Annotated in this window: 11 protein-coding genes and 2 pseudogenes; 9 read left to right on the forward strand and 4 right to left on the reverse strand. The window is 63.0% G+C overall.

The window, feature by feature from the left end; all coding sequences use genetic code 11:
* The first annotated feature begins 12 nt into the window (after positions 1-12).
* Positions 13-1,052, forward strand: a pseudogene (locus tag H2O14_RS16250) (RluA family pseudouridine synthase).
* Between the two features lie 140 nt (positions 1,053-1,192).
* Entirely contained in the window at positions 1,193-2,098 is a 906-nt protein-coding gene (gene rpoH / locus H2O14_RS16255) for an RNA polymerase sigma factor RpoH (RefSeq protein WP_182828467.1), read from the forward strand.
* Between the two features lie 84 nt (positions 2,099-2,182).
* On the opposite strand, the gene H2O14_RS16260 is transcribed toward rpoH, so the two are convergent.
* From H2O14_RS16260 to H2O14_RS16270, 3 genes are read right to left on the reverse strand one after another with little or no spacing between them, the layout of a single operon-like run.
* Complete coding sequence (locus H2O14_RS16260; RefSeq protein ID WP_182828468.1) at positions 2,183-2,731, reverse strand: hypothetical protein; 549 nt, start codon at positions 2,729-2,731, stop codon at positions 2,183-2,185.
* A gap of 8 nt (positions 2,732-2,739) precedes the next feature.
* Positions 2,740-4,698, reverse strand: coding sequence for a hypothetical protein (locus H2O14_RS16265; RefSeq protein ID WP_182828469.1), 1,959 nt, complete (start codon positions 4,696-4,698; stop codon positions 2,740-2,742).
* 59 nt (positions 4,699-4,757) lie between these two features.
* Positions 4,758-6,056: an adenylosuccinate synthase gene (locus tag H2O14_RS16270; RefSeq protein WP_182828470.1), complete on the reverse strand. Its 1,299-nt coding sequence runs from the start codon at positions 6,054-6,056 to the stop codon at positions 4,758-4,760.
* Positions 6,057-6,234: 178 nt separating this feature from the next.
* On the opposite strand from H2O14_RS16270, the gene H2O14_RS16275 reads away from it, so the two are divergent.
* Complete coding sequence (locus tag H2O14_RS16275) at positions 6,235-7,122, forward strand: DMT family transporter (RefSeq protein WP_182828471.1); 888 nt, start codon at positions 6,235-6,237, stop codon at positions 7,120-7,122.
* Complete coding sequence (locus H2O14_RS16280; protein ID WP_182828472.1) at positions 7,119-7,571, forward strand: paraquat-inducible protein A; 453 nt, start codon at positions 7,119-7,121, stop codon at positions 7,569-7,571. The genes H2O14_RS16275 and H2O14_RS16280 overlap by 4 nt, the downstream gene beginning before the upstream one ends.
* A 6-nt stretch (positions 7,572-7,577) precedes the next feature.
* Here the strand turns inward: H2O14_RS16280 and galE are convergent, their stop codons facing one another.
* On the reverse strand, positions 7,578-8,570 hold the full coding sequence (gene galE / locus H2O14_RS16285; RefSeq protein ID WP_182828473.1) for a UDP-glucose 4-epimerase GalE: 993 nt from the start codon (positions 8,568-8,570) through the stop codon (positions 7,578-7,580).
* Between the two features lie 146 nt (positions 8,571-8,716).
* Between galE and H2O14_RS16290 the strand changes: the two genes are divergently transcribed.
* The 5 genes and pseudogenes from H2O14_RS16290 to H2O14_RS27595 all read left to right on the forward strand — a co-directional run.
* The gene (locus H2O14_RS16290) at positions 8,717-9,559 is read left to right on the forward strand and encodes a uracil-DNA glycosylase (RefSeq protein WP_182828474.1); all 843 of its coding nucleotides are present in this window, start codon (positions 8,717-8,719) and stop codon (positions 9,557-9,559) included.
* Between the two features lie 154 nt (positions 9,560-9,713).
* Complete coding sequence (locus H2O14_RS16295) at positions 9,714-9,896, forward strand: hypothetical protein (protein ID WP_182828475.1); 183 nt, start codon at positions 9,714-9,716, stop codon at positions 9,894-9,896.
* Between the two features lie 321 nt (positions 9,897-10,217).
* The gene (locus H2O14_RS16300; RefSeq protein ID WP_182828476.1) at positions 10,218-11,381 is read left to right on the forward strand and encodes a polysaccharide biosynthesis/export family protein; all 1,164 of its coding nucleotides are present in this window, start codon (positions 10,218-10,220) and stop codon (positions 11,379-11,381) included.
* A gap of 45 nt (positions 11,382-11,426) precedes the next feature.
* Positions 11,427-12,107, forward strand: coding sequence for a hypothetical protein (locus H2O14_RS27590; RefSeq protein ID WP_281409991.1), 681 nt, complete (start codon positions 11,427-11,429; stop codon positions 12,105-12,107).
* Positions 12,005-12,265: pseudogene (locus H2O14_RS27595) on the forward strand (capsular biosynthesis protein); the annotation flags it as partial. The gene H2O14_RS27590 and the pseudogene H2O14_RS27595, both read left to right, overlap by 103 nt.
* Between the last annotated feature and the right edge of the window lie 34 nt (positions 12,266-12,299).

The following is a 12,299-nucleotide window of genomic DNA, read 5'->3' on the forward strand; positions in this document are numbered from 1 at the left end:
GGTTTGAGCTTCATGTCAGCCTCCTTTACTGAAGACGGCGGGGCGGGGAAAGTCCTGATCGCCGAAGAAACCGCATCGGGCCGGCTCGACGCCTGGCTCGCCCAGGCGCTGGGCCCCGAGTTTTCGCGCAGCCGCGTCAAGACGCTGATCGAAAACGGCGACGTGACGCTCAACGGCAAGGAAACGACCGAGGCCAAGCGCAAGATCCTTCCAGGCGATCGTGTCGAGATCGTGTTGCCGGAACCCGAGGCGGCGCAGCCCAAGCCCGAGAACATTCCGCTCGACGTTCTCTATGAGGATGACGACGTCATCGTGCTGGTGAAGCCGGCAGGGCTGGTGGTGCATCCCGGCGCCGGCAACTGGCACGGCACGCTGGTCAATGCGCTGCTCCATCACTGCGGCGACAGCCTGTCCGGCATCGGCGGCGTCAAGCGGCCGGGAATCGTGCACCGGCTGGACAAGGACACCAGCGGCGTGATGATCGCCGCCAAGAACGATCTCTCCCATCGCCTGCTCAGCGAGCAATTCGCCGATCACGGCCGCACCACCGCCCTCGAACGCGCCTATCACGCCATCGTCTGGGGGCAGCCGCGGCCGTCCAAGGGCACCGTGAATGCTCCGCTCGGGCGTTCTTCGGATCGGGTGCGGCGCGCGGTGACCAGCAAGGACGCGGCCGACGCCCGCCACGCGGTCACGCATTACGAAATCGTCGACTTCTATGATCGCCGCGACGACGGGACGTCCGTGGCTGCGAGTGTCGTCTGCCGGCTGGAAACAGGACGGACGCATCAGATCAGAGTGCATATGTCCTATATCGGTCACCCCTGATCGGTGATACGGATTATGGCGCCGCCTTCAAGACGAAGGTTAATCTGTTGAAACAACCGGCGCGTAAGATCGTTGAGAGGTTTCCGAGGCAGGCGCTTCACGCATATCTCCTTCAGTTCGAACATCCGCGAACGGGGCAGGTGATGCGGTTCGAAGCGCCGCTGCCGAAGGATATGCAGATGCTGATTCAGGCGTTGCGGAGCGAGGGTGAGACAGAATCGTAAGGTAGACTTATTTTTCACGATTTTGTGAAGTTTCAGCCTTGAAAGCGCCGCATCGCGATCATAGATCACGACCATGGCGGAAGGGACTTTTCCGCCTCACAAGGCTTGCCTAGAAGGAAGCCGTACAAAAGGGGTGCTTCATGGCCCGAAATTCTTTGCCGATGTTGACCGCCGGGGAGGCAGGTCTCAACAGATATCTCGATGAAATCAGACGCTTTCCCATGCTGGAGCCGCAGGAAGAGTATATGCTCGCCAAGCGCTATCAGGAGCATGAGGATCGCAACGCCGCCCACAAGCTCGTGACCAGCCATCTGCGTCTCGTGGCCAAGATCGCGATGGGCTATCGCGGATATGGCCTGCCGATCGGCGAGGTCATTTCCGAAGGCAATGTCGGCCTCATGCAGGCGGTCAAGAAATTCGAGCCCGATCGCGGCTTCCGCCTCGCGACCTATGCGATGTGGTGGATCAAGGCCGCCATCCAGGAATATATCTTGCGCTCCTGGTCGCTGGTCAAAATGGGCACGACCGCCAACCAGAAGCGCCTGTTCTTCAATCTGCGCCGCCTCAAGGGCCGAATCCAGGCCATCGAAGAGGGCGATCTGAAGCCCGAGCAGGTCACAGAGATCGCCACCAAGCTGAATGTCAGCGAAGAAGAGGTGATCTCGATGAACCGTCGCCTCTCGGGCGACGCCTCCCTCAATGCGCCGATCAAGGCGGCGGAAGGGGATTCGGGACAGTGGCAGGATTGGCTAGTCGACGATCACGAAAGCCAGGAAGACATCCTGGTCGAGCAGGATGAGCTGGATTCGCGCCGGGCGTTGCTGTCGAATGCGTTGAAGGTGCTCAACGATCGCGAGAAGCGGATCTTCGAAGCCCGCCGCCTGCGCGAGGAGCCGATCACCCTCGAGGAATTGTCGACCGAGTTCGACATCAGCCGCGAACGCGTGCGCCAGATCGAGGTCCGCGCCTTCGAAAAGGTGCAGGACGCCGTGCGCAAGGCGGCGCTGGAACAGGCCAAGGCTTTGCGCGTCGTTGAGCCGAGCTGACGTCTTCGGCATTTACGATGGACGAAAAAACAACGCCGCTCCCGATCGGGAGCGGCGTTGCCGTTTCTGGAAGCCGCCGGGCGGTTATTGCGGAACGGAAGCCTGATTGCCGAGCGCCGACCATTCGCCGATGACCTTGTCGAACAGCGCCGTGCCCGACGCGCCCTTTTCCAGCGTGATCAGGCCGCGACGGCCGTTGCGGTAGGTGATCGGAATATCGATCCAGCCGCGGTTCTTCATCAGGTCCAGATTGACCTTCTGCGCTTCCGCGTCGCTGTTGAGCGCGACCATGTGGTAATCGTCGGTCACCTTGGCGGGAACGGCGATCAGCGGATTGCCCGCATCCTGCTCGGTCTGTTTGAAGGCGATGCGCTGAACGCTCTCGACATTGCCCTCCTCGAAATCGGCGGGCAGGTCGAAGACGATTTCGACGATGTGGCTCGCCGGAAGCGACGGGTCCATGTTCTTCTTGAAAGTGATCAGCGCGGTCAGCTTGCGGCCCGGGGCCTCAACCTTGGCCTGGATCGAGGGCGTCGGCTTGTCGCCGTCATCTTCGGTGGTTTCGCTCCACGCGACTGCGCCGGGGGTGGCAGACGGCGTGGTCTGGCCGAGGCGCTCCTCGTAGAGGAACATTTTCTGGGTCACTCCAGCGGCGGCGGGGAGGCCGGCTTGGCGTCGGCTGCAGGAGTCGCGGGATCGGTCGAGGCGACTTCCTTGGATTTTTCGGTCTGTCCGGCGACGCTCTTGCCTTCCGGAAGCGCCTCGTCGACGATCGCCTTGCTGGCGTCGGATTCCGTTTCGCTGCCGTCGGGCATCAGCCGCTGGGTGAATTTCTGCGGACCGGTTTCGAGAGACGCGACTTCGGTCGGCTTCGCCGCCGTGGCGGCGGGCGCCTCGGCCGATTTCTCCGGCGTCTCGCTCTGGGGAAGGGCTTTTTCCACCTGCGGCGGCGTCTGCGTTTCCGACGGGCCCGTGATCGACGCGATCATCTTGCCCAGGTCCTCGCGATAGGTCCAAGCCCCGAAGGCCGCGCCGGCGACGACGACGAGGCCTGCGACACCGGCGACGAGCGGGAGCAGTTTGCGCCCGGCCTTGCCGCCGCGTTCCTTCGCCCTGCCCGGTTTGAATCCCTTTCCGGACGCCTTCTTGCTTTTCTTTGCGACCGCGGGCGGGACCTGAACCCATTCCGGATCGGGCGAGGTCAGCGCCGCCATCTCGTCGAAACCGACGATTTCGGCCAATTCGGCGCGGGGAGATTTATCCTTGGACGCAGTGTCCGTTTCCGGAGCGGCTGCGATCTCGTCCTGCTTCGCCTTCAGCGCTTCGTCGAAGGCTTCGGTCTTCGGCAGATCCGGCAGATCGTCGAAGCCCGCGCCCCAGCCGAGATCTTCTTCCGGCGAGCGCTTGCCGGGCGGCGGCGGCACGACCTGGCGGCTGATTTCTTCCTGCACGAAGGCGTTGAAGCCCGACACGACGTCGGCTTCGTCATAGACGACCCTCGGCATTTCCGGCTCGCGGCGCGGTTCCGGCCCGCGTGTCTCCGGTTCGACCGACCAACCCTGCGGATCGGCAAACGGGTCCACCGCAACGGCGGCCGTCTGAGCTGTGACGGGCGGCGCATCCTCGGTCGCTGCTTCAGGCCATTCCGCTCGAACGACTTCGGCCGGAGCGGGCTCAACGGCGGGAGCGTCCGACGCCGGTTCCTGATATTGCGGCCAGGTGAACGGCTCCGCATCCGGCTCGATGGGTTCGGCTTCCACCAGAGGCGCGGGTTCATGCGCCTCTTGCGCGTAGACAGGTTCGCCGCCGAACGCAGCATCGTCCCGCCAGTCGGCCCCGGCGGTCGTCTCTGCAGTTGGAGCTTCCGCCTGGGCGGGCTCTTCGGCTTCGTGATAGGCCTGTGCTGGCTCCGCTGTCGAAAGACCGTCGTCGACTTCAGCCGGGGCCGGGTCGTGTGATTCCTCTGCGACCGCAGGCTCGAAAGGCCGCTCGTCATCGACGGGTTCGGGGGCGAAATGCGCGTCGTCGCGATAGTCGTCCGCCGCGGCCGGCTCCTCGACATGCTGGACAGCGTCGATCTCGGCGCCGGGAGCCTGCTCGATCACGGGCTCGATCGCCGCGCCGGAGTATTTCGCGTCGTCCGGGGCTGCTTCCTGCTCCACCGCCGAATCGGCCGGGGACTCTTCGCCAGCAGGCGCATCCTCGGCATAGTCGCGTGGATCTTCGTCGCGTGGATCTTCGGGCGCGGCCTCTCGCTCGGCTTCTTCGACCGCATCCGCAGGCTCAGGGGGCGCCGCGACCGGTTCCGGCTGCCTATCGGGCTCGCTCCAGCTTTCGGGCTCCGGCTGGGGCGCGGGCTCTTCGACCGGCTCCGGCGCCGGCGGCAGCGCCTCGGCATAGTCGGCCTCGACTTCGCGGATCGCCGCATCCAGCTTGTCGAGTTGGCGCTGGAACATGCTTTCCGGCGGGCGGGGCTTCATGTTTTCGAGTTGTCGCACCACCGCGCTGCGCGCCCGGTCATAGACCTTCACGCGCATGTCGGGTGTGTTTTCGCTCAGCCCGTCGACGGCTCGCCGGATAACTGCAATAAAATCGGCCATTCGATCTTTCTCAAAACCTAAGGGCCCGAATGGAGCGCTCCATTCCGGCCCCGCCGGGATTAGTCTTCAAAAGGATCCGTCACCAAAATCGTGTCGTCGCGTTCGGGGCTGGTCGACAAAAGCGAGACCGGAGCGCCGATGAGTTCTTCCACCTGCCGCACATATTTGATCGCCTGGGCGGGCAGGTCGGCCCATTTACGGGCGCCGACGGTCGATTCTTTCCATCCCTCCAGCGTTATGTAGACAGGCTTGATCCGGGCTTGCGCCGCCTGTCCGGCCGGAAGATGATCGATTTCCACGCCGTCGAGCGTGTAACCGGTGCAGATCTTCAGTTCATCCAGCCCGTCGAGCACGTCGAGCTTGGTCAGCGCGATGCCGGTGATGCCGTTGGTGGCCACGGATTGGCGCACCAAGGCGGCGTCGAACCAGCCGCACCGTCTCTTTCTACCGGTAACTGTGCCGAATTCATGGCCGCGCTCGCCGAGAAACTGGCCGACTTCGTCGGTGAGTTCGGTCGGGAAGGGGCCTTCGCCGACGCGGGTCGTGTAGGCCTTGGTGATTCCGAGCACGTAATTCAGCGATCCCGGACCCATGCCGGACCCGGCGGCGGCCTGACCGGCGACCGTGTTGGACGAGGTCACGAAAGGATAAGTGCCGTGATCGACGTCGAGCAGCGTGCCCTGCGCGCCTTCGAACAGGATGCGCGCGCCCCTGCGGCGCTCGCGGTCCAGCAGCGCCCAGACTGTGTCGGAGAAGGGCAGGATCTTTTCGGCGACCGAGGTCAGTTCCGCCATGATCGCCTCATGGCTGACTTCCGCCTCGCCAAGGCCGCGACGCAGCGCGTTATGATGGGTCAACAGACGATCGACCTTCATGCCCAGCGAACCGGGATCGGCGAGATCGGTGACGCGGATGGCGCGGCGGCCGACCTTGTCTTCATAGGCCGGGCCGATGCCGCGGCGGGTGGTGCCGATCTTGGTGCCGGAATTGGAGGCGGCGTCTTCGCGGATGCCGTCGAGTTCGCGATGCAGCGACAGAATCAGGGTGGCGTTGTCGGCGACGCGCAGGTTTTCCGGCGTGATCGCCACGCCCTGGACGGCGAGCTTGTCGATTTCGGCCACCAGCGCATGCGGGTCGATCACCACGCCGTTGCCGATGATCGCGAGCTTGCCGGGGCGCACGACGCCCGAGGGCAGAAGCGACAGCTTGTAGCTCACGCCGTCGATGACGAGCGTATGGCCGGCATTGTGCCCACCCTGGAAGCGGACCACGATGTCCGCGCGTTCCGAAAGCCAGTCGACAATCTTGCCCTTGCCTTCGTCACCCCATTGGGAGCCCACCACCACTACGTTCGCCATAAGATCTGTCCTGTTTTCCTAACGGGATCTCCGCCACAGCGGGTCCAAACCCGCGCACATATACTGGGTTCAATTCAGGAATGCGACCCGGAATTTACACTGATATCGGCTTTTTGCATGGTGTTGCCAGCCAAGGGCGGCTAAAGGACGGGGCCGACCGTTGCGAAAGACAATTCCGATGCCCGCCCATGTCAAAGCCTATCTGTTCCTGATCGTCACGACGTTTGGATGGGCCGGCAATGCGGTGATCGCCAAATTCGCCGTCGGCCATGTCGGGCCTTTCACGCTGTCGGGCGCGCGCTGGACCATCGCTTTCGTGCTGATCATGCTGATCTCGGCGCCGCAGGTTCGCCGCGACTGGCCGCTGATCCGCGCCAATCTTCCGCTGCTTCTGGGTTTCGGCGCGGCCGGCTTCGCCGGCTTCAACGCATTTCTCTATTCCGCTCTCCAATACACCTCCGCCATCAATTGCGTCGTGGAGCAGGCCGGCATTCCCGGGGTGATCTTCATCGCCAATTTCATCCTGTTTAGGACCAGGGTCGCCTGGGCTCAGGTTCTCGGCTTCTCGATCACTCTGCTCGGGGTCATCATCACCGCCACCCATGGCGATCTCGGCTCCATTCTGTCGCTTGATCTCAATTTCGGCGACGGGCTCATGATGATCGCCGTGCTGCTCTATGCGGGCTACACGGTCGCCCTGCGCTGGAAACCCGAAATTCACTGGAAAAGCCTGATGGCTGCGTCTGCGCTGGGGGCCATGCTCGCCTCCGCGCCGCTCGCATTGCACGAGGTCACGTCCCCGGGCTTCATCATGCCCGACGCGATCGGATGGACGGCTATACTGTATACGGGTACGATCCCGTCGCTCGTCTCGCAGATTCTCTATGTTCGCGGGGTGGAGCTGATCGGGCCGAACCGGGCCGGACTGTTCATCAACGCCATCCCGGCATTCGGCACGGTCATGTCCGCCTTGTTCCTCGACGAACCGCTGATGACGTTCCACATCATTGCGCTGTGCATGGTGCTCAGCGGCATCGCGATCGCCGAGAAGGGCCGCGGCAAATGAGACGCGCGGCTGCGCTCGCGCTGATCGCGGCGGCCGCCCTCTGCTTCGCCTTCGGCGTCAGCCTGCCGCTGATGACATTCGAAAAACTCTATTTCTTCACCGAAGATCCGTCGCTGCTCGATCTGGTCGCCAGTCTCTATGGGGCGGGCGACGTCGCGCTGGCGATCGTCGTCGCCCTGGTCTCGCTGGTCTTTCCGCTCTTCAAGATGGCGGCGGTGGCGACCGAGGCTCTCTGGCCGGAGCGACCACGCGGCCTTGCCGCGCGGCTGGTGCCGATGCTCGGCAAGTGGTCGCTGATGGATGTCCTGCTGGTGGCGATCGTGATTGCGGCGGCGAAGACGTCCGGTCTCGCCGAAGCGTTCAGCCGGCCGGGACTGTGGTTCTATGCCGGTTCGACGCTCGCGGTTTCCGCCGCGCAATGGTTGCTCGCGCGGCGGAAGACGAACTAAGGCGTTTCAGCGATGATTGCGCCGGGCGAGGCTCGCTTCCCAATCGAGCGCGGTGCGAACGATGAATTCGAGATCGTCGTGCTGCGGCTCCCACTTCATCTCACGCATCGCGGTGGCGGGATTGGCGACGATGCGCACGGCGTCGCCCGGCCGGCGATCGGCGAAGCGGACTTCGAAGGGCTTGCCATGCACCTTCTTGACCGTCTCCAGAACCTCCAGGACGGAGAAGCCTTTGCCATAGCCGCAATTGGCCACCAGCGACCCGCCGCCGGCGCGCATGCGCTCCAGCGCTTTCAGATGCGCATTGGCGAGATCGCTGACATGGATATAGTCGCGCACGCAGGTGCCGTCGGGCGTCGGATAATCGGTTCCGAACACGTCGATATGGCTGCGCTTGCCGAGCGCCGCTTCGCCGGCGACCTTGATGAGGTGCGTGGCGCCGATCGTCGACTGGCCGGTGCGTCCTTTGGGATCTGCGCCGGCGACGTTGAAATAGCGCAGCGCCGTATAGGTGAAATCATGCGCCTTGGCGGTGTCGCGCAGCATGATCTCGGTCATCAGCTTGGAAGAGCCGTAAGGCGATTCGGGGTTCAGCCGCGCATCCTCGGTGACGGGATCGACGCCTTCGGGCGTGCCATAGACGGCCGCCGTCGACGAGAAGACAAAGTGCGGCACGCCATACTTCACCGCAGCCGCGATCAGCGCGCGGGATTTGACGGTGTTGTTCTCATAATACATCAGCGGATTGGCGACCGATTCCGGCACGATGATCGAGCCGGCGAAATGGATGATCGCGTCGATCTTCTTTTCAGAGAAGATCCTTTCGTGCAGCGCCTCGTCGGCGATGTCGCCTTCATAGAGCGTGGCTTCCGGCGGGATCGCCCAGCGGAAGCCCGTCGACAGCCGATCGAGGACCGCAACGTCTTCGCCGGCGTCAAGAAGCGCCCAAACCATGTGACTGCCGATGTAGCCTGCGCCGCCCGTAACCAGTACCGTCATGGAAACTCCGTTCGAAATAGAAAGTCGCGGCGTTCTAGCGCGTGGCGGCAAAACCGTAAATCTCTGTTGTGCACAGCCCGCCGAGATTCGCCGGTCTCAGCTGCATTTGTCTGTTGCGCGGCGTCGCGAGCAGCGTAAATAGGTCCATGACCATCTCTTCACCCATCGATGCGCTCAGCCCGGCCGAACTCGGCCAGTTGATGCATTTTTACGCCGAGTCGGGCGTGGAATGGCTGTTGGAGGACGAGCCGGTCGATCGTTTCGCCGAGTTCGAACGACAGGTCGCCGAACGCGGCCGCGCCGCGGCGACGGAAACCAGGGTGGAAACCCCTCCGCGCGACCGCAACGCCGCCCCGGCGCCGATCAGGCCCGCCGCGCTTCCCGATGGCGAAGCCGTGTCGGAGGCGCAACGCGTGGCTTCGGCCGCGCAGTCCGTTGCGGAGTTGATCGAGGCCGTAAGCGCCTTCACGGGCTGCAATCTGAGAAACAGCGCCAGGGCCAGCGCCTTTTTCAAAGGCTCGACCTCGGCGAAGATCGCCATTGCGGGCGGCTGTCCGGGCCCGGACGACGACAGGCATGGCGCGCCTTTTTCCGGCGCGCATGGAGACATGCTCGACCGGATGATCGCGGCGCTCGGCTGGCGTGGGGACGACGTCGCGGTGTTCAACGTCATTCCATGGCGTCCGCCGGGAAACCGCGCTCCGACCCCGCATGAGGTGGAGATCTGCCGACCCTTTTCGACGCGGCTGGTGGAACTGCTGCGGCCCAAGGCGCTGTTGAGCATGGGCAATTTCCCGGCGCGATTCTTCTCGGGGTCTCAGGAGAGCATCCATAGCCTTCGGGGGCGCTGGATTGCATTGACCGTCGACGGTCAACACGTTCCCCTGTTGCCGACGTTTCACCCGCAGGATCTGATTTCTGCCCCGGCCTGCAAGCGATTGGCGTGGCAAGACCTGTTGAATTTCAAGCTGCGGCTGTCGCAGCCGTAAAATCCTCGGCCGTTGTTGCTGCATTGCAACGTCAGGGGACACAATCGCGTCACCTTGGTCTTGTAAATCCTGCATAGTTTGAATTTGTTGCATTGCACAATTACATTGTCGCAATGCGAGGGATCGAACGGGAGGACAGGAAAGGAAGGCTGCGATGCGCGAACTTCAACGTCCCGTTCATTCGGGTTTCGAGACACTTAGGCTCCGTCGGGCGACGGAAGCGAGGCTGGGGCGTCTGCGTCGCCAGTGCTTTCCGGCCAACGAGCAGATGACCGCTCTGGCGCTGGAATTGGCGCGACGGCCCTGCCGGCTGTTCGATCAGGGCTTTTCGCGGTAAGAACCCGCCCGTAACAAAAAATCAGTTGCGGAAAGCGCGCCCGGGAGTGGACGCTCTTGCAAAAAATCTCGCTTCGGCGTTTAACGTGCCGTGCGACGTTCAGATGAGTTGCTTCGATTAGGAACTGTTTAACGAACTTGTTGCAAAACGGAACGCAGACTGCGGCGAGCCATGCGGGGATTGGACGAGTAATGTTCGTCCGACGACAGGTCTGCTGGTTCCGCAGGCGCGGAGAAGGCGGCATGAACGGCTGCCGGAGGGAATTTGAGTGAAATGCGTCAGACTCTAAAGTATTCCTCGAATATGGAGTTGTTCGCGCGGGTGTCGATTCTGACGCTGGTTGCGGCTTCCATCTCCATTACCTCGGGCTGTTCCGCCGTGCCCAGCAACGGTCCGCTCGCGATCGAGGTCAACAATTCCGGCGCGCCCGGCGCATCCTATTCGATTCCCAAGACCAGCATCGTATTCGACATCGTCAGCGTCGATCAACGGGTCGCCAATTCCGTCACGACGCTCGGCACGCCATCTCTCGTCCGAACCTTCGGGGTCGGCGGAACGAACGGGCAGCCGGTGATCGGCGTGGGCGACGAATTGCAGGTCACGATTTTCGAAGCGGGCGCGGACGGGCTGTTCTCGACATCCGAGCGCAAGCAGACGACGATTCCGGTCATTGTCCAGCCGGACGGCAACGGCCAGATCCCCTATGCGGGCGCCGTGCGTTTCGCCGGCAAGACTCTCGATGGCGCGCGCGAAGAAATCGCCGCTGCGCTCAAGGCCAAGGCGGTCGAGCCCGACGTGATTGTCGGCATGAGCAAGAACACATCCCGCACGGCGTCGGTGCAGGGGGCTGTCAACCAGCCGAACATCATTCAGATCGGGCTTTCGCCACTGCCGCTGACCAGCGCCATCGCCATGGCGGGCGGCGCCTCAAAGCCGTCTTATGACACTTACGTGACCGTGACGCGCGGACGGAAGTCCGGCACGGTGTTGTTGCAGAGCATCATCGACAATCCGAGGGACGACATCAACGTCAGCCCGCGCGACAAGATCTTCCTGACCTATGATCCGCAGAGCTTTACGGTTCTGGGATCGACGGAGAAGACCGGCAAGATCTCGTTCCAGGCGAGTTCGATCAGCCTCGTGGAAGCGACCGCCATGGCGGGCGGCGCCAAACTGACGATCGCGGATCCTGCCGGCTATTTCATCTTCCGGTATGAAAACGAGGCGGTGTATCGCGAAGTCGTCGGGGAAAGCCGCTTCCGGCAATTGCTGTCGAAGGGCATGATGGCGAACAAGGATGGTCGCTACCCGATCGTCTATCGGATCGACATGAACGATCCGCAGAGTTACATCGTCACCCAGTCCTTCCCGGTCCGCAACAAGGACGTCCTCTATCTCTCGAGGCATCCGGCGACGGACTTCGCCGTGTTCATGCGCCTGATCGGCGGACCGGTGTCTGTGGCGCGTAATGTGCAGAGGCTGTAAAAGGGTTTCGCCGCGTCTCCACGTCGTCGAACTCCAAGGGTCATGATGGCCGAAAACGGTGAGCCGCTCTATGCGGTGACATCTGCTGGTTTGTGGAAACAGCGACACGACATCGAAACGCTGTTGCGCTGCCGTGTGGCCCCATGGCCGAGCGCATCGATCGGCAGACAGGTCGACGGCTATGTCGGTTGGGGGCGAAGGCCCTCGGGAATGCGCGCTTCGGCCCTCGGCGCACGGGCTGGGAAGCCCGTCATCACCCTCGAAGATGGCTTCCTGAAGAGTTATGCGCCCGGGAATGCGGAGCCGGCGCATTCTTTCGTTGTCGATCGATCGGGAATTTATTTCGAGCCGCTCGAAATCAACGATCTCTCCAGATTTCTCGAGCGTTCCGATGCGACCTCGATCGATCATGATCGCGCGCGGCGAGCGATGGACTTCATTCGCGGCAACCGGCTGTCGAAATACAACAACGCGCCGATCAAAGGATTGAGCGAAACCGGGCTAAAGGGCGCCTATGTGCTCCTGATCGATCAGGTCCCGGGCGACGCCTCGATCCGGGGGCAGGGGCGAACGACGCCGCCTTCGGCGCAATGCTGCGGCACGCTCTCGATCATTACCCCCGCCACCGCATCGCGGTCAGAACCCATCCCGCGGCCGGCGACCGAAGCCTCATCCTGGCTGCGGCGCGGGCCTTGGGCGTCGAAGTCGTCGCGACGCCACGCATGAACCCGTGGCCGTTGATCGAGAACGCCGATGCGGTTTATACGATTTCCAGCCACCTCGGCTTCGAGGCTTTGATGGCCGGGTCCAAGGTGCATTGCTTCGGGGCGACATTCTACTCCCATTGCGGATTGACCGAAGATCATGCCGCCCCCGGCCTCGCCCGGAGCAGGCGCTCGCTCGAACAGCTGTTCCACG

The sequence above is a fragment of the Rhizobium sp. G21 genome, assembly GCF_014158035.1.
Lineage (GTDB): Bacteria > Pseudomonadota > Alphaproteobacteria > Rhizobiales > Rhizobiaceae > Rhizobium_E.

Excerpts from the sequence above, each read along its gene's own strand:
- rpoH (WP_182828467.1), top strand. The coding sequence starts at position 1,193 with ATGGCCCGAAATTCTTTGCCGATGTTGACCGCCGGGGAGGCAGGTCTC.
- H2O14_RS16260 (WP_182828468.1), bottom strand. The coding sequence starts at position 2,731 with ATGTTCCTCTACGAGGAGCGCCTCGGCCAGACCACGCCGTCTGCCACC.
- H2O14_RS16265 (WP_182828469.1), bottom strand. The coding sequence starts at position 4,698 with ATGGCCGATTTTATTGCAGTTATCCGGCGAGCCGTCGACGGGCTGAGC.
- H2O14_RS16270 (WP_182828470.1), bottom strand. The coding sequence starts at position 6,056 with ATGGCGAACGTAGTGGTGGTGGGCTCCCAATGGGGTGACGAAGGCAAG.
- H2O14_RS16275 (WP_182828471.1), top strand. The coding sequence starts at position 6,235 with ATGCCCGCCCATGTCAAAGCCTATCTGTTCCTGATCGTCACGACGTTT.
- H2O14_RS16280 (WP_182828472.1), top strand. The coding sequence starts at position 7,119 with ATGAGACGCGCGGCTGCGCTCGCGCTGATCGCGGCGGCCGCCCTCTGC.
- galE (WP_182828473.1), bottom strand. The coding sequence starts at position 8,570 with ATGACGGTACTGGTTACGGGCGGCGCAGGCTACATCGGCAGTCACATG.
- H2O14_RS16290 (WP_182828474.1), top strand. The coding sequence starts at position 8,717 with ATGACCATCTCTTCACCCATCGATGCGCTCAGCCCGGCCGAACTCGGC.
- H2O14_RS16295 (WP_182828475.1), top strand. The coding sequence starts at position 9,714 with ATGCGCGAACTTCAACGTCCCGTTCATTCGGGTTTCGAGACACTTAGG.
- H2O14_RS27590 (WP_281409991.1), top strand. The coding sequence starts at position 11,427 with ATGGCCGAAAACGGTGAGCCGCTCTATGCGGTGACATCTGCTGGTTTG.